Source organism: Agromyces sp. Y558 (assembly GCF_059445415.1).
The window spans coordinates 599,832-621,925 of sequence record NZ_JCAIUH010000002.1; the positions used below are offsets into that span (position 1 = coordinate 599,832).

Consider the following 22,094-nt stretch of genomic DNA (forward strand, 5'->3'; position numbering starts at 1 on the left):
CGTGGCAGGCGGCTCCGTCGCCCGTGTGCTCGTCGACTCGCCACTGCCTCAACTCGACCAGCTCTTCGACTACGCGGTGCCCGAGCGGCTCCGCGAGGCGGCCGTCGCGGGGGTACGAGTTCGGGTTCCATTGCGGTCGGGTGGGCGCATCGCGAACGGCTGGCTCGTCGAGGTCGCAGAGACGAGTGAGTTCGCGGGGCGGCTGAGCGAGCTCGAAGACGTCGTCTCCGAGGTGCCGTTGCTCATGCCCGAGGTGTGGGCGCTGGCCCGCGCGGCCTCAGATCGCGCTGCCGGCAACGCCGGCGACATCCTGCGGTTGGCAATTCCCAGCCGCTATGTGCGGGCCGAGCGGGCGTGGCGTGCAGCAGAACCCGACCCAGGCGAGCTGCCGGCCCCGCCGGCGGCGATTCCCGGCTATGAGGCAGGCCGTCTCGAGACCGGCATCGACGCGGGCGAGCGGATGTCGCTGGCCGCGGACCCTCGGCCGGTACGGCTCGGCTCGGGGGAGTGGGTCGGTGCGTGGGCCGCGACGCTCGCGGCCGCGGCCGCTCATACGCTCGCCGCCGATCGCTCGAGTCTCATCATCGTGCCCGACTACCGGGATCAGGAGCAGCTTCAGGCCGCCCTGGCCGATCGCGTCGACCCTCGACGCGTGCTGCGCACCGATGCGCGTCAGACGGGCGGTGAGCGCTTCCGTGCCTTCCTCGACGCGACCGCGCCCGAGGCCCGCGTCATCATCGGCAACCGTTCGACCGTCTACGCTCCCGCGACCAGGCTCGGCCTCATCGCCATGTGGGACGACGGCGACTCGCTGCAGAACGAGCAGCTCTCACCCGGCGTGCACCCGCGCGATGCTGCGCTCATCCGGCAGGAGCAGTCGGGCGCGGCGCTCGTGTTCCTCGGTCACACGCGCAGCGTCGAGGTCGAGCGTCTCGTCGAGATCGGTTGGGCGCGGGAGGTGCCTGCCGTCAAGCATGTTCGACCCCGCGTCATCCCGACCGAGCAGCAGTCGGCGCCCGCCCCCGGTTCGGCGCGCATCCCGTCGAGCGCCTGGCGAGCGGCGCAGCAGGCGATCCGTGAGGGGCCGGTGCTCGTGCAGGTCTCTCGTCCCGGCCACGCGCCGCTGCTCGCCTGCGATCGTTGCCGTGAACCGGCGCGGTGCACCGCGTGCGGCGGCGCACTGGTCGTGCCGCGCAGCGGTGGTGACCCGCGTTGCGTGCTCTGCGGCACGAGTGCGAGTACGTGGCGATGCCCGGTCTGCGAGGGCGTCAAGCTGCGTGCCGTCACAGTCGGGGCGAGCCGCACGGCGGAAGAGCTCGGTCGGGCATTCCCGACTGCCAGGGTCATTCTCTCCGACGGGGAGCGTCCGGTGCTCAGGGTGGGTGCTGAACCGGCCCTGGTGGTGGCGACGCGCGGTGCCGAGCCGATCGCTGACGGCGGCTACCGCGCGGTGCTCCTCCTCGACGGCGAGCGGATGCTGCTGCGCGAATCCCTCCGCGTTGCCGAGGACTGCCTGCGATGGTGGTCGAACGCCGCGGCGCTCGCAGCGCCGGGGTCGCCGGTCTTCCTCGTCGGGGTCGCGGGAGCGCTGGCGACCGCGCTGGCGTCGTGGCGTCAGCCCGAGTGGGCGAGCGGCGAACTCGCGGCTCGCCGGGCGCTGCGTTTCCCTCCCGCCGTGCGTGTGGCGAGCGTGACGGCTGCGCCCGCTTTGGTCGCGCAGGCGCTCACGGCGGCACGGGCCGCGGTCGATGGCGTCGATGCACTCGGTCCGGTGCCCGCCGACGAAGGACTCGAGCGGGCGATCGTGCGGTTCGACTACTCGGCCGGCGGGGCGGTCGCGAAGGCGCTGCGCGCAGAGATGATCCGGGTCGCGACGGAGCGACGGCGGCCGGTCACGGGTCGGCCGCCGAAGCGGCCGTCGGTGCTTCGGGTGCGCTTCGACGATCCCGAGGTTCCGTAGCCGCACGGTCTTCAGCGTTCGGCGCGTCGAATCGGCATGACCTCGGGGCGCTATCGTGGGGTGGTTCTCGCGGTTGGTCAAGCGACTCGCGGGTTTGGGACGTTCGAGCACGGAGGCGCTGAGGATGGGTTCATCGACCACGCAGTTCACTGGCAGGACGACGGAGATTCCCGGACTGCTCGTGTTCGATGTGACCCGTGTCGAAGATTCTCGAGGATGGTTTCAGGAGAAGTACCATCGCGAGAAACTGGTCGGCGCGGGGCTTCCTGCGGCGTTCGACGTCGTCCAGACCAGCGTCGCCTTCAATGAGCGGGCATCGACTCGGGGGTTTCACGCCGAGCCGTGGGACAAGTACATCTCGATCATCGACGGCACCGCCTTCGCTGCATATGTGGACCTCAGAGCGGGGGAGACGTTCGGGAGGATCGTGACGACTGAACTCCGCCCGGACAACGCGGTCTTCGTTCCAGCAGGTGTCGCGAACTCGTATCAGTGCTTGAGCGCACTCCACTACCTCTACAGCGTGAACCGACACTGGACCCCCGACGCCTACGAGTTGTACACCTTCGTGAATCTGGCCGACCCGGAGCTCGCGGTGGACTGGCCGATCCCGCTCGGTGACGCCGTTCTGTCGGACAAGGACGAGACTCATCCGTTCCTCCGGGATGTCGAGCCGATCTCAATCTGAGCTCGGTCCGGGGTCCCGTAGCCGCTCGTTCGTCGGCGACAATGGAGTGTGCAGAAGCTCCGCATCATCTTCGCCGGCACTCCTGCCGCGGCCGTCCCATCACTCGAGCGCCTCTCGGCGAGCCGCCATGATCTCGTCGGAGTCGTCACACGACAGCCGGCACCCCTCGGTCGCAAGCGCGTGCTGACACCGTCGCCCGTCGCGCAGGCAGCGGCACGCCTGCAGTTGCCGCTCATCGAGACCAATCGACTCGATGCCGACGCGACTGCGCGCATCGTCGAGCTCGCACCCGATCTCGGCGTCATCGTGGCCTACGGCGGGCTCGTACGCGAGCCGCTTCTCTCGACGCCCGCACACGGCTGGATCAACCTGCACTTCTCCCTCCTGCCCACTTGGCGTGGGGCCGCGCCCGTGCAGCACTCTCTCATCGCGGGGGACACCGTCGCGGGCGCATCCGTGTTCCAGCTCGTGCCCGATCTCGATGCGGGCGACGTCTTCGCGATGCACGAACGACCGCTCGGCGGTGACGAGACGGCCGGAGAACTGCTCGAGGAACTCGCCGTTTCGGGGGCGGCGCTGTTGGCCGGTGTGGTCGACGGCATCGCCGAGGGGGTGGCGCGCGCCGTGCCTCAGCACGGAGAGCCGAGTCTCGCGCCGAAGCTCACGATCGACGACGCACGCCTCGACTGGTCGCACCCTGCGTCGGAGGTGCGAGCGCGTTACCGCGGAGTGACGCCCGAGCCGGGCGCATGGACGACGGTCGACGGGCAGCGAGTCAAGATACTGGGGCTCGATGGCGTCGACGATGCGGCGGATGTCCCGGCGCTCGCGCCCGGCGAGATCACCCTCGCTGCACGACGCCTGCTGATCGGCACGGCCACGACGCCGCTCGAGCTGCGCCGGGTACAACCCGCAGGCAAGCCGGCGATGGACGCGGGCGACTGGTGGCGCGGCGCCGCCCAGACCGTGGGGGTGGCCCGATGAGTGGGACTGGCCGGGCGCGCAGCACCGGCGGCGGCACCGGTGCTCGGATCTCGCCCGCACGCCTCGTCGCCGTCGACGTACTCGAAGCTGTGCGAACCGATGAGGCCTACGCGAACCTCCTCCTGCCTGCTCGCATCCGCCGTGCCGGCCTGAGTCGCGCCGACGCGGCCTTCGCGACCGAGTTGACCTACGGCACGCTGCGCATGCAGGGGTTCTACGATCGCGTCATCGAGCTCGCCGCGAATCGCCCCGTCGGCGCCATCGACCCAGCGGTGCTCGATGTGCTGCGGCTTGGCGCGCACCAGTTGCTCGCAACCAGGGTCGCCACGCACGCCGCCGTCAACGAGCAGGTCGAGCTCGCGCGGAGGGCGTCACCGAAGGCCGCCGGGTTCGTGAACGCGGTGCTGCGCACGATCTCGCGATCGTCGCCCGAAACATGGCGTGAGCTCGTCGCCGAGGGTGCTGTCGGCGAAGATGCCCGCCTCGCCGCGGTGGCGAGCCATCCCGAGTGGATTGTGCGAGCGCTCCGCACCGCGCTCGAGCGCGAGGGTCGCGCCGATGAGCTGGAATCGCTGCTCGACGCCGACAACGCCTCGCCCCGGGTGAATCTCGCCGTGCTGCCGGGGCTCGATGTCGACACCGATGGCATCGAGGGATTCGAACCCGATCGGTTCTCACCGATCGGCGCGGTCGCCGACGACCCGATCGCCGCTGCCGAGGGCTCCGGCGGCCGCATCCGCGTGCAAGACGAGGGCTCCCAGCTCGCGGCACTCGCGCTCAGTCGTGCCATGCCCGTGCGTGCGGGCGAGCACTGGCTCGACCTCTGCGCCGGCCCGGGCGGCAAGACCGCGGTGCTCGCCGCGGAGGCGCTGACGGGTGGGGCCGCGCTGTCGGCGACGGAGACCGTGCCGGTTCGGGCGGAGCTCGTGCGCAAGGCGATCACCGGAGTGCCGCTCTCGGTCGATGTTCACGTCGGCGACGGCCGTGACCTCGACCTCGAGGTGCTCGGCGCGCCCGCCGGCTTCGATCGCATCCTGCTCGATGCACCGTGTACCGGACTCGGCGCGCTCCGCCGCCGCCCCGAGGCGAGATGGCGCAAGGCCCCATCGGATGTCGCCGAGTTAACCAAACTCCAGGGCGAGCTGTTCGACAGCGCGTTCGCCGCGCTCGCGCCCGGCGGGATCCTCGCGTACGTCACCTGCTCGCCGCATACCGCCGAGACGCAGGGCACGCTCGCCGCGGCGCTTCGACGAGCAGGCACGTCAGCTCGTCAGCTCGACACTCGTGTCGTGGTCGAGGGGCTGTCGCGGCATCCGCTCGACCTCGCAGGCGAGGCTGAGACGGTGCAGCTCTGGCCGCACCGGCACGGCACCGACGCGATGTTCATCGCCCTCGTGCAGAAGCAGCACGACGCACCTTCACCGGCGGGCACCGATCGGTAGGGTGGCTGCATGACGACGCGGATCAACCCGAGCATCCTCGCTGCCGACTTCGCGAACCTCGAGCGCGAGCTCGGGCGCATCGCGAGTGCCGACCTCGTGCACGTCGACGTGATGGACAACCATTTCGTGCCGAACCTCACCTTCGGTCCGCAGATGGTCGGGCGGTTGCAAGAGGTGAGCCCGATTCCGCTCGATGTGCACCTCATGATCGACGATCCCGACCACTGGGCGCCCGGCTACGCCGAGACGGGTGCGTTCTCGGTGACGTTCCATGCCGAGGCCGCCGCCGACCCCGTGGCACTTGCGCGGCGACTCCGCGAGATCGGCGCGCGCGCGGGCATCGCTCTCAAGCCCGGCACTGATGTCGAGCCCTACCTCGAACTCCTGCCAGAGTTCGACCAGGTGCTCGTGATGACCGTCGAGCCCGGCTTCGGCGGTCAGTCGTTCATGCCCGAGACGATGCCGAAGCTCACCCGGCTCGCGAGCGCGGTGCGTGAGACCGGCCTCGACGTGTGGCTGCAGGTCGACGGCGGCATCTCGCTCGACACGATCGGCATCGCCGCCGAGGCCGGCGCGAACACCTTCGTCGCGGGTTCGGCGGTCTTCGGGGCCGAGGTGCCGGCCGAGCGCATCGCCGAGCTTCGTGACGTCGCGTCCGCGCACGCCCAGACGCACCGGTAGCCTAGAAGAGTGAAGACCTTCGACGACCTCTTCGTCGAGCTCGCAGACAAAGCCCGAACCCGACCAGAGGGTTCCGGCACGGTGCGCGAGCTCGACGCCGGCGTGCACGCCATCGGCAAGAAGATCGTCGAGGAGGCGGCCGAGGTGTGGATGGCCGCCGAGTACCAGAGCGACGACGAGACGGCTGAAGAGATCTCGCAGCTCCTCTACCACCTGCAGGTGCTGATGCTCGCGAAGGGGCTCTCGCCCGCCGACGTGTACCGACATCTCTGAAACGCCCATGGCCGATCAGAACCGTCGACACGGCAGTATTGCCGAGAACCAGAGACAGAACATGCTCCGAATCGCTGTGCCCAACAAGGGCTCGCTCGCTGAAACCGCCGCGCAGATGTTGTGGGAGGCCGGGTACACCGGACGCCGCGACCCCCGCGACCTGCACGCCGCCGATCCCCGCAACGGGGTCGAGTTCTTCTACCTGCGCCCGCGCGACATCGCGACGTACGTGGGCTCCGGCGCGCTCGATGTCGGCATCACGGGTCGCGACCTCCTGCTCGATTCCGGGTCGGATGCCGTAGAGATCGCGCCGCTCGGATTCGGCGACTCGACATTCCGCTTCGCCGGGCCGGCGGGCGGCTTCGTCGAGCTTTCCGAGCTCGAAGGCGTTCGCGTGGCCACGAGCTACCCGGGTCTCGTGGGGGCGTTCCTCGCCGGTCACGGTGTCACCGCCAAGCTCGTGAAGCTCGACGGCGCGGTCGAATCCGCTGTGCGGCTCGGCGTCGCGGACGCCGTCGCCGACGTCGTCTCCACGGGCTCGACGCTTCGCGCGGCAGGCCTCGAGATCTTCGGTCCCGTCATTCTCGACTCCGAGGCCGTGCTCATCGGCTCGGGCGTCGACAAGCCCGGTGCGTCGACGTTGCTGCGACGGCTGCAGGGAGTGCTCGTCGCGCGCCAGTACGTGCTGCTCGACTACGACGTGCCGGTGGAGCACCTCGAGCGCGCCACGGCTGCCGCTCCGGGATTCGAATCGCCGACCGTGTCGCCGCTGCACGACCCCGAGTGGGTCGCGGTGCGAGTCATGATCGCTCGCGCCGAGATGAACCACGTCATGGATGAGCTCTACGAGCTCGGTGCACGGGCGATCCTCGTCAGCGCCATCCACGCGGCACGGTTGTGAGGCCACCGTGTCTCTCGCCGTCCGTGTGATCCCATGCCTCGACGTAGCAGCAGGCCGCGTGGTGAAAGGCGTCAACTTCCAGAACCTGCGTGATGCCGGAGACCCCGTCGAGCTCGCTGCCCGCTACGCCGAACAGGGCGCCGACGAGCTCACGTTCCTCGACGTCACCGCGACCGTCGACGATCGCTCGACGACCTACGACATGGTGCAGCGGGTGGCCGAACAGGTCTTCATCCCGCTCACGGTCGGGGGCGGCATCCGCTCGACCGACGACGTCGCGCGATTGCAGGGCCATGGCGCCGACAAGATCGGCGTGAACAGCGCCGCGATCGCGCGCCCGCCGCTGATCGCTGAGATCGCCGACCGCTTCGGCGCACAGGTGCTCGTGCTCTCACTCGACGTCAAGCGCTCGGGTCGCACCGCGTCGGGTTTCGTGGTGACGACGCACGGCGGCCGAACCGAGACCGACCTCGACGCGCTCGACTGGGCGCGCCGGGCCATCGAACTCGGCGCGGGGGAGTTGCTCGTCAACTCGATCGACGCCGACGGCACGAAGGCGGGGTTCGACCTCGAACTCACGGCCCTCATGCACGAGCTGTCGAGCGTGCCGGTCATCGCCTCGGGTGGAGCGGGCGCGGTCGGCGACTTCGCACCGGCCATCGCGGCCGGTGCCGATGCGGTGCTCGCGGCATCCGTGTTCCACAATGGCGAGGTGACCATCGGCGAGGTGAAGGCCGCACTGGCGACCGATGGGAGGATAGTGCGATGACCACGGAATCGACGGTCGATGCGGCGCTCGAACGAGCGGTGTTCAACGGTGACGGCCTATTGCCCGCGGTGATCCAACAATGGGACACGGGCGAGGTGCTGATGCTCGGCTGGATGGATCGCGAGGCGCTGCGGCGCACGCTGACCGAGGGCCGCGTGACGTTCTGGTCGCGATCGCGGCGGGAGTACTGGCGCAAGGGCGACACCTCGGGCCACGTGCAGTACGTACGCTCGGCCGCCCTTGACTGCGACGCCGACACCCTGCTGGTGAAGGTCGAACAGGTCGGTGCCGCGTGCCACACCGGCACTCGCACGTGCTTCGACGGCGACCCGATCGCCGTGACCCCGGGGTTCCCACCCGCCGACTGACTTGAGGAGCACACGTTGGCCGACGCCACGACCACGTTCGACGAGTTCACCGCCCTGCTCGCGGGGCGCCGCGTCGTGCCCGTCGTGCGCGAACTCTTCGCCGACGGCGAGACGCCGGTGGGCATCTACCGCAAGCTCGCGGCCGGCCGGCCGGGCACATTCCTGCTCGAATCGGCGGAGCAGGGCGGCATCTGGTCGCGGTACTCCTTCGTGGGCGTCTCGTCGTACGGCGTGATCACCGAGGCCGATGACCGGGTGGAATGGCAGGACTACGGGCTCAGCGCAGAACGCGCGCTCGGCGAAGCCGCAGAACTCGCACCGCTCGCAGCGCTCGAGGCTCTGTTCGAACGGTGGCGCACCGAAGACGTGCCCGGTGCGCCGCCGCTCACTGGCGGACTCGTCGGCTTCATCGGCTGGGAGGCGATCCGTCAGATCGAGCGGTTGCCGAACCGCCCGCCGTCGGAGTTCCCGATGCCAGGACAGGCGTTCGCGTTCGTCTCCGAGCTCGTCGTTATCGACCATCGCACCGGCACGGTGCAGCTCATCGCATCGGTGTTGAACGACCGAGGCGACGACGCCGGTGCACTCTGGAACGACGCGCAGACGCGGCTCGACCGCATGCAGCGCGGTCTTGCGCAGCCCACCGAGGCGTGGCTCGCCGAGATCGATCTCACACGTGCCGCCGACCCTGTGCACCGCACCGAGAAGTCCGACTTCCTCGCCGCCGTCGATCGCTCGAAGGAGTACATCCACGACGGCGACATCTTCCAGGTAGTCATCTCTCAGCGGTTCGAGCAGCAGGCCACGGCGCATCCGATCGATGTGTACCGCGTGCTCCGCAGCCTCAACCCGAGTCCGTACATGTACCTCCTGCACCTGGAAAACACGGCGGGTGACCCGTACTGGATCGTCGGGTCCTCACCCGAGGCGCTCGTGAAGGTGCAGCAGAGCCGGGTGTTCACGCATCCGATCGCCGGGTCGAAGCCGCGAGGTGCGACCCCCGAGGCGGATGCTGACTTCGAATCAGAGCTCATCGCCGACCCGAAGGAGCAGGCCGAGCACCTGATGCTCGTCGACCTCGCCCGCAACGACCTCGCGAAGGTCTGCACCGCAGGATCCGTCGAGGTGACCGAGTTCATGCGCGTCGAGCGCTTCAGCCACATCATGCACCTCGTCTCGTCCGTCGAAGGTGATCTCGTGCCAGGGGCGAACGCGATCGACGTGTTCCGTGCGACCTTCCCAGCAGGCACGCTCTCGGGCGCACCGAAGCCGAGGGCGCTCGAGATCATCGATGAGCTCGAGCCGGCGCAGCGCGGTCTCTACGGGGGAGTCGTCGGGTATTTCGGTTTCGGCGGCGACGCCGACCTCGCGATCGCGATCCGCACGGCCACCATCTCGGGCGGTGTCGCCCGGGTGCAGGCCGGCGGCGGTCTCGTCGCCGATTCCGATCCCGAGTCCGAGTACCAGGAATCGCGCAACAAGGCCGCTGCACCGCTCCGCGCCGTTGCGGTCGCCAACGCGATGAGACGGGTGCAGTCATGAAGCCGGCGCGCATGAAGCTGCCGACGATCCTCGCGACGATCGTCGCATCGGGGCTCGTGCTGCTCTCCTGGAGCCAGACTTGGTTCGAACTCGTGATCGAGGCGAGCACCGTCGCCGGTTCCGGTGAGCCGGTCGCTGTCGCAGGCAGCGCCGCCTCACCGGCACTCGCCGCGCTCGGGCTCGCCGGACTCGCCCTCGTGGCCGCTCTGGCGATCGCGGGCCCGGGCATCCGTGTCGTGCTCGGCGTGCTCGAGATCGTGCTCGGCGGGTGCGTGCTGCTCGCCGCGGGCATGTCGCTGGCCGATCCGGTCGCCGCAGTGTCTCCCGCGGTCACCGAGGCCACGGGAGTCGCCGGCGCCGCGCCGACGGCCGAGCTCGTGGCGTCCGCATCCCCGACGCTGTGGCCGGTGATCGCGATCGTGGGCGGAGTGCTCATGGTGCTCGCGGGCCTGGCGGTGCTCGTGACCGGCGGCCGCTGGCCGGGCTCGTCGCGGCGCTACGGTGGCGCGCGAGCGTCGCATGCGGGGGCCGGCGAAGGCGAACGCCCCGCCTCGGATCGCGCGATCGACGACTGGGACGGCTTGAGCCGCGGCGACGACCCCACCGGGGAACCGGCCGACGAATCGACTGGCGATCCGACCGACGGCGATGCCGCCGACCCGCACCATGACGAGAGCCCCAGCGGTCCGAACCGCTAGACTGACCGACGAAAACCCCGCACGAAGGAGCATCATGAGCATTGAGACCGCAGATCCCGGCCACGGACACTCGCCCGCGGCATGGACCGCCGTCACGATCATGCTCATCGCGTTCGTGATCGGCACCGTCGCGTTCTTCTTCGAGCTGCAGTGGCTCGTCTGGGCATCGGCAGGGCTCCTCATCGTCGGCCTCATCGTCGGCTGGGTGCTCACGCGCGCCGGCTACGGCGTCGGCGGCTCGAAGGTCGCCGAAAAGGTGCACTGATGCTCGATGAGTTGACGGCGAACGCTGTCGCCGACGCTCTGGCGCGCCGCGAGAGCGCGCCGCTCGCCGAAGTCGAGGCGGCCGCGCTCGCGCGCCCGGCCGCCCTCGATGCGCTCGAGGCGCTGCGGCCGGCGGCCCACGTGAAGGTCATCGCAGAGATCAAGCGCTCGAGCCCTTCGCGCGGCTCGCTCGCGTCGATCGCAGACCCTGCCGCCCTCGCCCGGAGCTACGAGCTGGGTGGTGCGAGCGCGATCAGCGTACTCACCGAGGGCCGCAAGTTCGGCGGCTCCCTCGCAGACCTCGAGACCGTGCGCCGCGCCGTCGCCCTGCCGGTGCTTCGCAAAGACTTCATCGCGACGCCGTACCAGGTGTTCGAAGCTCGCGCCGCGGGCGCCGACCTCGTGCTCCTCATCGTCGCTGCGCTCGATGACACCGTGCTCCGCGAACTCTACGATCTCATCGTCGAACTCGGCATGACGCCGCTCATCGAGACCCATTCCGCCGCAGAGCTCGAGCGAGCTGCCGCGCTCGGTGCGCGGCTCATCGGCGTGAACGCCCGCGACCTCTCGACCTTCGAACTCGACCGCGACCTCTTCGGCCGGCTCGCTCCCCGATTCCCCGACGGCGCGATCCGCGTCGCGGAGTCCGCGGTGCTCTCGGTTGCGGATGTCGCGCACTACCGCTCATCGGGCGCCGACGTCGTGCTCGTCGGCGAGGCGCTCGTCACGGGCGGCGACCCGATTGCCAACCTCTCAGCTTTCCTGGCGGTGTGACATGGCGCTCAGAGCGCAGACCGGTCCGTATTTCGGCGACTTCGGCGGACGCTTCGTGCCCGAGTCGCTCATCGCCGCCCTCGATGAGCTCGGCGAGGCATACGATCTCGCGAAGCTCGATCCGGCGTTCGGCGCCGAGCTCGCCGAGCTCGGGCGCAGCTACACGGGTCGGCCCTCGATCATCACCGAGGTGCCGCGGTTCGCGGCGCACGCCGGCGGCGCCCGGGTCATCCTGAAGCGCGAAGACCTCAACCACACGGGTTCGCACAAGATCAACAACGTGCTCGGCCAAGCGCTGCTCACGAAACGCATCGGCAAGTCGCGCGTGATCGCCGAGACGGGTGCCGGTCAGCACGGCGTCGCGACGGCGACCGCTGCGGCCCTCTTCGGGCTCGACTGCGTCATCTACATGGGTGAGGTCGACACCGAGCGGCAGGCGCTGAACGTCGCCCGAATGCGGTTGCTCGGCGCTGAGGTCATCGCCGTGAAGGCAGGCTCGCGCACGCTGAAAGACGCGATCAACGAGGCGATGCGCGACTGGGTCACGAACGTCGAGACGACCAACTACATCTTCGGCACGGTCGCGGGCCCGCACCCGTTCCCCGAGATGGTGCGCGACTTCCAGAAGATCATCGGCGAAGAGGCCCGCCAGCAGGTCATCGACCTCACCGGAGCGCTGCCCACCGCGGTCACGGCCTGCGTCGGTGGCGGCTCGAACGCGATCGGCATCTTCCACGCCTTCCTCGACGACACCGACGTCGCGCTCTACGGCTTCGAAGCCGGCGGTGAGGGCGTCGATACCGAGCGGCACGCGGCGACCATCACGAAGGGGCGCCCTGGTGTGCTTCACGGTGCACGCAGCTACCTGTTGCAAGACGATGACGGCCAGACGATCGAGTCGCATTCGATCTCTGCGGGCCTCGACTACCCGGGCGTCGGCCCCGAGCACTCGTGGCTCGCTGCACTCGGCCGGGCGACCTATCGTCCCGTGACCGATGTCGCGGCCATGAATGCGCTCCGGCTCCTCACCCGCACCGAGGGGATCATCCCGGCCATCGAATCGGCTCACGCCCTCGCTGGCACGCTCGAACTCGGGCGCGAGCTCGGCCCGGATGCGACGATCCTCGTGAACCTGTCGGGGCGCGGCGACAAAGACATGGACACCGCGGCACGCTATTTCGAGCTCTACGACCAGGAGAACGCCGAATGAATACGGTCGGTCCCGTCATCCGCCGTCGCAACGACGAGGCACGCGGCGCCCTCATCGGCTACCTTCCGGTCGGCTTCCCGACGTTCGACGAGAGCATCGAAGCGGCGGTGGCCATGGTCGAGAACGGCGTCGACGCCATCGAGCTCGGCCTGCCGTATTCCGATCCCGTTATGGACGGCCCGGTCATCCAGGCCGCCACGCAGCAAGCGCTCGCGAACGGGTTCCGTCTCGCCGACGGCTTCGAGGCCGTGCGGCGCATCACCGAGCGGGTGGATGCCCCGGTGCTGATCATGACCTACTGGAACCCGGTCGTGCAGTACGGCATCGACCGGTTCGCCGACGATCTCGCGGCGGCCGGGGGAGCGGGCCTCATCACGCCCGACCTCATCCCCGACGAGGGCGCGGCGTGGACCGCGGCATCCGAGCGCACCGGTCTCGACCGGGTCTTCCTCGCTGCGCCGACTTCGAGTGATGTTCGCATCAAACAGGTCATCGAGGCGAGCCGCGGCTTCGTCTACGCCGTGTCGACGATGGGCATCACGGGTGCGCGCAGCGACGTCGACCGGGCGGCTCGCACGCTCGTCGAGCGGCTGACCGAGGCGGGCGCGGCAGCGAGCTGCGTCGGTGTCGGCATCTCCACGGCCGCGCAGGTCGCCGAGGTGCTCGAGTACGCAGAGGGCGCGATCGTGGGCTCGGCGCTCGTGAACGCACTCGCGACGGGCGGTGTGGCGGCCGTCGGCGAGCTCGCCGCGGAACTCTCGCGCGGAACCCGCGCGGAGTGAAGTACGCTCATTGAGGCCGTCAGCGGCCGACGCAACTGAGGAAAGGCACAAGCCGGCGTGATCGCACCGTTCAGCATTCCGAGCCCAGACCCCGCGTGGCGCGCATTCGAGATCCCCGTGCCCTGGGGCGTTCTCGTCATCAACACCTACGCGCTCTGCATCCTCGTCGGCATCATCCTCGCTGTCATCATCACGTCGCGCCGGCTCACCAAGCGCGGCGCAGAGCCCGGCATCGTGCTCGACATCGCACTCTGGGCCGTGCCCCTCGGCATCATCGGCGCCCGGTTCTACCACGTGTTCACGCACCCCGCCGACTACTTCGCTGGGCAGGAGTGGTGGACGGTCTTCGCCATCTGGGAGGGCGGCAACGCGATCTACGGTGCCCTCATCGGCGGCGCGGTCGGCGTCATCATCGGCTGCAGGTTCACGGGAATCCGGTTCTGGTCGTTCGCCGACGCACTTGCGCCCGGCCTGCTCGTCGCGCAAGCGGTCGGCCGCCTCGGCAACTGGTTCAACCACGAGCTCTTCGGCTCGCCGACCGACCTGCCGTGGGGCCTCGAGATCTCCTCCGACAACGCCGCCTTCCCGGCCGGCCTGGCCGAAGGCACGCTCTTCCACCCCACGTTCCTCTACGAACTCATCTGGAACCTCGCGGGTGCCGCCGTCATCATCCTGCTCGAGCGCAAGTTCAACATGCGCTGGGGCAAGGCCTTCGGCGTCTACCTCATCTGGTACGGCGCCGGCCGCTCGTTCTTCGAGTCCATCCGTGTCGACCCGAGCGAGATGTTCCTGGGCATCCGGGTGAACGTCTGGGCGTCCTTCGCCGCGATCGTCATCGGCATCGTCCTGATCCTCGTGCAGCGGCGCCGTCACACCGGCGATGAGCCGAGTCCGTACGTGCCCGGGCGTGAGTGGAGCGCTCCGGATGCTGAGGTAGACTCCGAAGACTCCGAAGACATTGAGTCCGACTCCGACTCACTCGACGATGAGGTCGAGAGCGCGAGCGAATCGGGCGAACCGGCGGCCACAAGCCCCAGCCGATCCACCTCGAAGTAGGTCGCCCCAACACCGCGTTCTCCGAAAGTGACGCCGCACCACGCGTCGCGACATCTCCCTTGATGGGCCGACGACGTCCCCCGCTGCACACTTAGTTGATGAGGACGGTTCACGTGTCGCTCACCCCACCCTTCTCGAGGTTCGGTACCGTTCCGGCTGCCCAGGGCATGTACGACCCCGCCGACGAGAAAGATGCCTGCGGCCTCGCGATGGTCGCGACCCTGCGTGGCACGGGCGGACACGACATCATCACCGTGGCACTCGACGCCCTGCGCAACCTCGAGCACCGCGGTGCCGTCGGTTCCGACGCCGGCACCGGCGACGGGGCGGGCATCGTCACGCAGGTTCCCGACGGATTCCTCCGTGCGGTCACCGCATTCGCGCTTCCGGCGGCCGGGGCATACGCCGTCGGCAACGCCTTCCTGCCCGTCGACCCCACCGCGCGCAGCAGGGTCAAGCAGGCACTGGCCGGGCTCGCGGCATCCGAAGGCCTCTCGGTGATCGGATGGCGCGAAGTGCCGGTACGACCCGACGAACTCGGCTCGCTCGCCCGCGCGGCGATGCCCGTCGTGCAGCAGCTGTTCGTGCACGCCGTGGCCACCTCGTCGAGCGGTGCGACCGTGTCGGGCATCGAGCTCGACCGGCTCACATTCCGGTTGCGCAAGCGCGCCGAGCGCGAGCTCGAACTGTACTTCGCCTCGCTGTCGAGCCGCACCCTCGTCTACAAGGGCATGGTCACGACGCTGCAACTCGAGCCCTTCTACCCCGACCTCTCCGATGAGCGTTTCGCATCGAAGCTCGCGCTCGTGCACTCGCGCTACTCGACGAACACCTTCCCGTCGTGGCCGCTGGCCCAACCGTTCCGCATGATCGCGCACAACGGCGAGATCAACACGATCCAGGGCAACCGCAACTGGATGCGGGCGCGCCAGTCGCAACTCGAGTCGGAGCTCCTCGGCGACCTCGCGCCGATCCGGCCGATCGTCACGCCGGGAGCGAGCGACTCCGCCTCCTTCGACGAGGTCGTGGAGCTATTGACGCTCGCCGGCCGCAGCCTGCCGCACGCCGTCATGATGATGGTGCCCGAGGCCTGGGAGAACCAGACTGAGATCGACGCCGAGCGGCGCGCGTTCTACGAGTACCACTCGATGCTCATGGAGCCATGGGACGGCCCGGCGGCGATCGTCTTCACCGATGGCGCACTCGTCGGCGCGACCCTCGACCGCAACGGACTGCGCCCGGGCCGATACGTCGTGACCGACGACGGACTCGTCGTGCTCGCGAGCGAGATCGGCGTGCTCGACATCGAGCAGAGTCGCATCGTGCGCAAGGGCCGGCTGCGGCCGGGGCGCATGTTCCTCGTCGACACCGAGGCTGGTCGCCTCATCGAAGACGACGAGATCAAGGCGGAGCTCGCCGCATCCGAGCCGTGGGGCGACTGGCTCGAGCAGGGGCGCATCCAGTTGGCCGAGCTGCCCGAACGTGAGCACATCGTGCACCCGCCGGCATCCGTCAACCGGCGCCAGCGCACTTTCGGCTACACCGAGGAAGAGGTGAGGATCCTGCTCGCGCCGATGGCGCGCACCGGGGCGGAGCCTCTCGGAGCGATGGGCTCCGACACACCGATCGCAGTGCTCTCCGAGCGCCCGCGCCTGCTCTTCGACTACTTCACGCAGCAGTTCGCGCAGGTCACCAACCCGCCGCTCGACTCGATCCGCGAGGCGGTCGTCACCTCGCTCGGCACCTCCCTCGGCCCCGAACGCAACCTGCTCGACGCAGGCCCTGAGCACGCCCGGCAGGTCTCGCTCACGTTCCCGGTGATCGACAACGACGAGCTCGCGAAGATCGTGCACATCGACCCGACACCCGGGCGCCGCACGACGGTCACCGTGCGCGGCCTCTACCGCTTCGACGAGGGCCCCGAGGCGATGCGCAACCGTCTCACGGCGATTTGCGGTGAGGTCGACGAGGCCATCGAGGCCGGCGCTGCCTTCATCGTGCTGAGCGACCGGGACTCCAACAAAGACCTTGCGCCGATTCCGTCGCTGCTCATGCTCTCGGCGGTGCACCACCATCTCATCCGCGCAGAGAACCGCATGAAGGTCGGACTCGTCGTCGAGGCGGGCGATGTGCGCGAGGTGCATCACGTCGCGCTGCTCATCGGCTACGGGGCATCCGCTGTGAACCCATACCTCGCGATGGAGACATGCGAAGACCTCGTGCGTTCGGGCGTGATCACCGGTGTGACGCCCGAAGAGGCCGTGCGCAACGTCATCAAGGCGCTCGGCAAGGGCGTGCTGAAGATCATGTCGAAGATGGGCATCTCGACCATCTCCTCGTATGCCGGCGCGCAGGCCTTCGAGGCCATCGGTCTGGCGCAGGGTTTCATCGACGAGTTCTTCACCGGCACGACCTCCAAGCTCGGCGGGGTGGGCATCGACGTGATCGCGGTCGAGAACCTCGACCGGCACACCCAGGCGTACCCGCAAGACGCCGCAGTGCGCGCGCACGAGCGTCTGAGCACCGGCGGCGAGTACCAGTGGCGTCGCGACGGCTCGCCCCACCTCTTCAACCCCGAGACCGTCTTCCGCCTGCAGCACTCCACGAGGAACCGGCGGTACGACGTGTTCCGCGAGTACACCTCGCTCGTCGACGCGCAGGCCGAAGAGCTCATGACGCTGCGCGGCATGTTCGCGCTGCGCACCGGCACTCGCGCGGCCGTGCCGATCGATGAGGTCGAATCCATCGAGTCGATCGTCAAGCGATTCTCGACCGGTGCGATGAGCTACGGCTCGATCTCGAAGGAAGCGCACGAGTCGCTCGCGATCGCGATGAACCGCCTCGGCGCCAAGTCCAATACGGGCGAAGGCGGTGAAGACCTCGACCGGCTGCTCGACCCCGAGCGACGCAGCGCGATCAAGCAGGTCGCATCGGGCCGGTTCGGCGTCACGAGCATGTACCTCACGCACGCCGACGACATCCAGATCAAGCTCGCCCAGGGTGCCAAGCCCGGCGAGGGCGGTCAGTTGCCGCCGACGAAGGTGTACCCGTGGGTGGCGCGCACCAGGCACGCGACCGCCGGTGTCGGCCTGATCTCGCCGCCGCCGCACCACGACATCTACTCCATCGAAGACCTCAAGCAGCTGATCTTCGACCTGAAGCGCGCGAATCCGAAGGCTCGCGTGCACGTGAAGCTCGTGAGCCAGTCGGGCATCGGCGCGGTCGCCGCAGGCACGGCGAAGGCCCTCGCCGACGTGATCCTCGTCTCAGGACACGATGGCGGCACCGGGGCGAGCCCGCTGAACTCGCTGAAGCACGCCGGCACGCCGTGGGAGCTCGGCCTCGCCGAGACCCAGCAGACGCTCATGCTCAACGGCATGCGCGACCGCGTGGTGGTGCAGGTCGACGGGCAGCTGAAGACCGGCCGAGATGTCGTGATCGGCGCGCTGCTCGGCGCCGAGGAATTCGGCTTCGCCACCGCACCTCTCGTCGTGCAGGGCTGCGTCATGATGCGCGTCTGCCACCTCGACACCTGCCCCGTCGGCGTCGCGACCCAGAACCCCGAGCTGCGCAAGCGCTTCTCGGGCAAGCCCGAGTTCGTCGTCAACTTCTTCGAGTTCATCGCCCAAGAGGTGCGAGAGTACCTCGCCGAACTCGGCTACCGATCGATCGACGAGATCATCGGTCGACGCGAACTGCTCGACGTCGACCGTGCCGTCGATCACTGGAAGGCGTCGGGCCTCGACCTGTCCCCGGTGCTCGTCGGCCCCGACTTCGCCGAGGCCGAGCCGCGGCGCAACGCTCGCGCGCAAGACCACGAGCTCGAGAAGCACTTCGACAACGAGCTCATCCGTCGCAGCAAGCTCGTGCTCGAGCAGGGCGGCACGGTCGAGATCGCCCTGCCGATTCGCAACACCGAGCGCGCGGTCGGCACGATGCTCGGACACGAGGTCACGGTCCGTCGTGGCGAGCACGGTCTGCCCGCCGGATCGATCGACGTCACGCTCACCGGTTCGGCCGGGCAGTCGTTCGGTGCGTTCCTGCCGAGCGGCATCACCCTGCGACTCGAGGGCGACTCGAACGACTACGTGGGCAAGGGCCTCTCCGGCGGCCAGATCGTCGTCCGTCCGTCGAGCGATAGCGGATTCGTGGCCGAACGCAACGTGATCGCCGGCAACGTGATCGGCTACGGGGCGACGCAGGGCAGCATGTTCATCCGTGGCATCGTGGGTGAACGGTTCCTCGTGCGCAACTCGGGGGCGACTGCGGTCGTCGAAGGTGTGGGCGACCACGCGCTCGAGTACATGACCGGTGGTCTCGCGTTGATCCTCGGGGAGACGGGGCGAAACCTCGGCGCCGGCATGTCGGGCGGCACCGCCTACGTGCTCGGGCTCCGCGAGGGACGAGTCAACCGCGAGTCCCTCACCACCGGAGAACTCGAGCTGACGTCGCTCGGCAGTGCCGACCGCGAGATCGTGCGCGACCTGCTCGAACAGCACATCGCGAACACCGATTCCGCAGTCGCCGCGGCGCTCCTCGCTACTGGCGACGCGGCGTTCGACCGGTTCACCAAGGTGCTGCCGCGCGACTACGCCGCAGTGCTCCGCACTCGTCAGAGCGCGGTCGACGAGGGGCTCGACCCCGACGGAGACGTGGTTTGGACGCGAATTCTGGAGGTGACGAATGGCTGACCCGAAGGGCTTTCTGAAGGTCACCGAGCGCGAGTTGCCCAAGCGGCGGCCAGTTCCGGTGCGCATCATGGACTTCAAAGAGGTCTACGAACAGGGCGACCCAGCGCAGCTCCGCCGCCAGGCCGGCCGCTGCATGGACTGCGGCATTCCCTTCTGCCATCAGGGGTGCCCGCTCGGCAACCTGATCCCCGAGTGGAACGACCTCATGTACCGCGGTGAGGGTCGCGCGGCAGCAGACCGGCTCCACGCGACGAACAACTTCCCAGAGTTCACCGGACGGCTCTGCCCCGCTCCCTGCGAGTCGTCGTGCGTGCTCAGCATCAACCAGCCCGCCGTGACCATCAAGCAGGTCGAAGTCTCGATCATCGATCAGGCGTTCGGACACGGTTGGGTGCAGCCGCAGCCGCCCGGTCGGCTCACGGGCAAGACCGTCGCGGTCGTCGGCTCCGGCCCAGCCGGCCTGGCTGCCGCACAGCAGCTGACGCGTGCGGGGCACACGGTCGCCGTCTTCGAGCGCGACGACCGCATCGGCGGCCTGCTTCGCTACGGCATCCCCGACTTCAAGATGGAGAAGAAGCACCTCGACGTGCGCCTCGCGCAGATGACGGCCGAGGGCACCCGCTTCCGTGCCGGAGTGAACATCGGCGTCGACATCACCTGGGCCCAGCTCCGCGAGCGCTACGACGCCGTCGTGGTCGCGACCGGAGCGATCGTGCCGCGTGACCTGCCCGTTCCCGGGCGCGACCTGCCGGGCGTGCACTTCGCCATGGACTACCTGACCCAGTCCAACCGCCACCTCGCCGGCGACCAGGTCTTCGACCAGATCACGGCGGAGGGCAAGCACGTCGTCGTCCTCGGCGGCGGCGACACCGGGGCCGACTGCATCGGTACCGCGCACCGTCAGGGCGCCCTGTCGGTCACCAATCTCGCGATCGGCAAGGAGCCGGGCGCCAGCCGGCCCGAGCACCAGCCGTGGCCGATGCACCCGACGCTGTTCGAGGTGCAGAGCGCGCACGAAGAGGGCGGCATCCGCCAGTTCCTCGCCTCGACGGTCGAGTTCCTCGCGAACGAAGCGGGCGAGGTTCGAGCCATCCGCGTCGCCGAGACCGAGTATCTCGATGGGCGCCGAGTTCCGAAGGCCGGCACTGAGCGGGAGATTCCCGCTGACCTCGTGCTGCTCGCGCTCGGATTCACCGGCCCCGAGATCGGGGCGCTCGACGAGCAGATGCGGCTGCCGGTCACCGACCGCGGCAACATCGCGCGCGCGGCCGACTACGCGACGGCACAACCGGGCGTGTTCGTGGCCGGCGATGCCGGCCGCGGACAGTCCCTGATCGTGTGGGCGATCGCGGAAGGCCGTGCTGCGGCATCCGCTGTCGACCGCTACCTTGAAGGCGAGACCCTGCTGCCCGCACCGATCCCCTCGACGGCACAGGCGTTCTCCATCTGACCACTGCGCGCCGCACGGCGCGCTTCGACCAACAACCCAGCGCTTTGCGCGGAACATCGGGAGCACACACCACATGAGACGAGCGAAGATCGTCGCCACCCTCGGGCCTGCGACATCGAGCTATGAACAGATCCGGGCGATCATCGATGCGGGCGTCGATGTCGCGCGGATGAACCTCAGCCACGGCAGCTACGACGTGCACGAGGGCGTTTACCAGAACGTTCGCAAGGCCGCCAACGACAGCGGCAAGGCGGTCGCCGTGCTCGTCGACCTCCAGGGGCCCAAGATCCGGCTCGGCAAGTTCGCCGACGGGCCGCACGAGCTCGCCGAGGGCGACATCTTCAAGATCACCACCGATGACGTGCTCGGTACGAAGGAACTCGTCAGCACGACGTACAAGGGCCTGCCCGACGACGTGAAGCCGGGCGACTTCCTGCTCATCGACGATGGCAAGGTGCGCGTCGAGGTCGTCGAGACCGATGGCACCGTCGTCACGACCCGGGTCATCGTGGCCGGCCCGGTGTCGAACAACAAGGGCATCAACCTGCCCGGTGTGGCGGTGAATGTGCCCGCGCTCTCCGACAAAGACGAGGCCGACCTCCGCTGGGGTCTCGAGCTCGGCGCCGACCTCATCGCGCTCTCCTTCGTGCGGGACGCCTCTGACATCACTCGCGTGCACGAGATCATGGACGAGGTGGGGCGTCGCGTGCCCGTCGTCGCGAAGATCGAGAAGCCGCAGGCCGTCGAAGCCCTCGAAGAGATCACCGAGGCCTTCGACGCCATCATGGTCGCCCGTGGCGACCTCGGCGTCGAACTGCCCCTCGAGGCCGTGCCGATCGTGCAGAAGCGCGCTGTCGAGATCGCTCGTCGTCTCGCCAAGCCGGTCATCGTGGCCACGCAGATGCTCGAGTCGATGATCCACAGCCCGGTGCCGACACGCGCCGAGACTTCGGACGTCGCAAATGCCGTGCTCGACGGTGCCGACGCAGTGATGCTCTCGGGCGAGACGAGCGTGGGGGAGTACCCCGTCATCACTGTGCAGACGATGGCCCGCATCGTCGAGTCGACGGAGCAGCACGGGCTCGATCGCATCCTGCCGCTCGGCACGAAGCCACGCACCCAGGCCGGCGCCATCACGGCCGCGGCCGTCGAGGTCGCCGACTTCGTCGAGGCGAAGTACCTCTGCGTCTTCACCGAGTCTGGCGAATCGGTGCGTCGCATGACGCGCCTGCGTTCGGCGATCCCCATCCTCGCATTCACGCCCGACCCCGCGATCCGTCGCCGCCTCGCCCTCAACTGGGGCGTCGAGTCCTTCGTCGTGGCCCGCGTGACGCACACCGACCAGATGGTCGGTCAAGTCGACGAGGTGCTCGCCAAGACCGGCAAGGCAACCAAGGGCGAGAAGGTCGTGCTCATCTCGGGTTCCCCTCCTGGAATCCGGGGCACCACGAACGACGTCCGTGTGCATGTCGTCGGCGAGGTGCTCTAGTTGTATTTCCCCGACACGTTGTGAACGTGGGGTGATGTAGGCGAGGACCTCCGGGACGATGTGGGTTACCAC

19 protein-coding genes are annotated in these 22,094 nt (G+C 68.9%); all 19 read left to right on the top strand.

The window, feature by feature from the left end:
* Nucleotide 1: 1 nt before the first annotated feature.
* The 19 genes from AC1C2T_RS14630 (at nt 2) to pyk (ending at nt 22,022) form a co-directional block, all read left to right on the top strand.
* Entirely contained in the window at nt 2-1,960 is a 1,959-nt protein-coding gene (locus tag AC1C2T_RS14630) for a primosomal protein N' family DNA-binding protein (protein WP_495385770.1), read from the top strand.
* Between the two features lie 124 nt (nt 1,961-2,084).
* A complete protein-coding gene (locus AC1C2T_RS14635; protein WP_495360267.1) occupies nt 2,085-2,648 on the top strand; it encodes a dTDP-4-dehydrorhamnose 3,5-epimerase family protein in 564 nt (187 codons plus the stop codon).
* Between the two features lie 48 nt (nt 2,649-2,696).
* The gene (fmt, locus tag AC1C2T_RS14640; RefSeq protein WP_495360266.1) at nt 2,697-3,632 is read left to right on the top strand and encodes a methionyl-tRNA formyltransferase; all 936 of its coding nucleotides are present in this window, start codon (nt 2,697-2,699) and stop codon (nt 3,630-3,632) included.
* A complete protein-coding gene (locus AC1C2T_RS14645; RefSeq protein ID WP_495385771.1) occupies nt 3,629-5,074 on the top strand; it encodes an RsmB/NOP family class I SAM-dependent RNA methyltransferase in 1,446 nt (481 codons plus the stop codon). The genes fmt and AC1C2T_RS14645 overlap by 4 nt, the downstream gene beginning before the upstream one ends.
* 9 nt (nt 5,075-5,083) lie before the next feature.
* Entirely contained in the window at nt 5,084-5,755 is a 672-nt protein-coding gene (gene rpe / locus AC1C2T_RS14650; RefSeq protein WP_495360264.1) for a ribulose-phosphate 3-epimerase, read from the top strand.
* Between the two features lie 9 nt (nt 5,756-5,764).
* Entirely contained in the window at nt 5,765-6,028 is a 264-nt protein-coding gene (locus AC1C2T_RS14655) for a phosphoribosyl-ATP diphosphatase (RefSeq protein WP_108595435.1), read from the top strand.
* A 61-nt stretch (nt 6,029-6,089) separates the two neighbouring features.
* Nucleotides 6,090-6,929 carry an ATP phosphoribosyltransferase gene (gene hisG, locus AC1C2T_RS14660; RefSeq protein WP_495360263.1) on the top strand — a complete coding sequence of 280 codons (840 nt, stop codon included), beginning with the start codon at nt 6,090-6,092 and terminating at the stop codon, nt 6,927-6,929.
* Nucleotides 6,930-6,936: 7 nt separating this feature from the next.
* A complete protein-coding gene (hisF, locus tag AC1C2T_RS14665) occupies nt 6,937-7,698 on the top strand; it encodes an imidazole glycerol phosphate synthase subunit HisF (RefSeq protein WP_495385772.1) in 762 nt (253 codons plus the stop codon).
* Nucleotides 7,695-8,066 (top strand): phosphoribosyl-AMP cyclohydrolase, encoded by a 372-nt coding sequence (hisI, locus tag AC1C2T_RS14670; protein ID WP_495360261.1) that lies wholly within the window; start codon nt 7,695-7,697, stop codon nt 8,064-8,066. The genes hisF and hisI overlap by 4 nt, the downstream gene beginning before the upstream one ends.
* Before the next feature lie 15 nt (nt 8,067-8,081).
* Nucleotides 8,082-9,608 carry an anthranilate synthase component I gene (locus tag AC1C2T_RS14675; RefSeq protein ID WP_495385773.1) on the top strand — a complete coding sequence of 509 codons (1,527 nt, stop codon included), beginning with the start codon at nt 8,082-8,084 and terminating at the stop codon, nt 9,606-9,608.
* 11 nt (nt 9,609-9,619) lie between these two features.
* Entirely contained in the window at nt 9,620-10,306 is a 687-nt protein-coding gene (locus AC1C2T_RS14680) for a Trp biosynthesis-associated membrane protein (protein ID WP_495385774.1), read from the top strand.
* 34 nt (nt 10,307-10,340) lie between these two features.
* Nucleotides 10,341-10,571 carry a DUF6704 family protein gene (locus AC1C2T_RS14685; protein ID WP_495360258.1) on the top strand — a complete coding sequence of 77 codons (231 nt, stop codon included), beginning with the start codon at nt 10,341-10,343 and terminating at the stop codon, nt 10,569-10,571.
* On the top strand, nt 10,571-11,344 hold the full coding sequence (gene trpC, locus AC1C2T_RS14690; protein WP_495385775.1) for an indole-3-glycerol phosphate synthase TrpC: 774 nt from the start codon (nt 10,571-10,573) through the stop codon (nt 11,342-11,344). The genes AC1C2T_RS14685 and trpC overlap by 1 nt, the downstream gene beginning before the upstream one ends.
* Nucleotide 11,345: 1 nt before the next feature.
* Nucleotides 11,346-12,554, top strand: a complete 1,209-nt coding sequence (gene trpB / locus AC1C2T_RS14695; RefSeq protein WP_495385776.1) for a tryptophan synthase subunit beta — start codon at nt 11,346-11,348, stop codon at nt 12,552-12,554.
* Nucleotides 12,551-13,336, top strand: a complete 786-nt coding sequence (trpA, locus tag AC1C2T_RS14700; RefSeq protein ID WP_495385777.1) for a tryptophan synthase subunit alpha — start codon at nt 12,551-12,553, stop codon at nt 13,334-13,336. Before trpB ends, trpA begins: the two co-directional genes overlap by 4 nt.
* A gap of 57 nt (nt 13,337-13,393) precedes the next feature.
* Nucleotides 13,394-14,392, top strand: coding sequence for a prolipoprotein diacylglyceryl transferase (lgt, locus tag AC1C2T_RS14705; RefSeq protein ID WP_495385778.1), 999 nt, complete (start codon nt 13,394-13,396; stop codon nt 14,390-14,392).
* A 98-nt stretch (nt 14,393-14,490) separates the two neighbouring features.
* Nucleotides 14,491-19,083, top strand: coding sequence for a glutamate synthase large subunit (gene gltB / locus AC1C2T_RS14710; RefSeq protein WP_495385779.1), 4,593 nt, complete (start codon nt 14,491-14,493; stop codon nt 19,081-19,083).
* Nucleotides 19,076-20,533 carry a glutamate synthase subunit beta gene (locus AC1C2T_RS14715; protein WP_495385780.1) on the top strand — a complete coding sequence of 486 codons (1,458 nt, stop codon included), beginning with the start codon at nt 19,076-19,078 and terminating at the stop codon, nt 20,531-20,533. The genes gltB and AC1C2T_RS14715 overlap by 8 nt, the downstream gene beginning before the upstream one ends.
* Nucleotides 20,534-20,606: 73 nt before the next feature.
* Nucleotides 20,607-22,022 (top strand): pyruvate kinase, encoded by a 1,416-nt coding sequence (gene pyk / locus AC1C2T_RS14720; RefSeq protein WP_495360251.1) that lies wholly within the window; start codon nt 20,607-20,609, stop codon nt 22,020-22,022.
* Nucleotides 22,023-22,094: the final 72 nt, after the last annotated feature.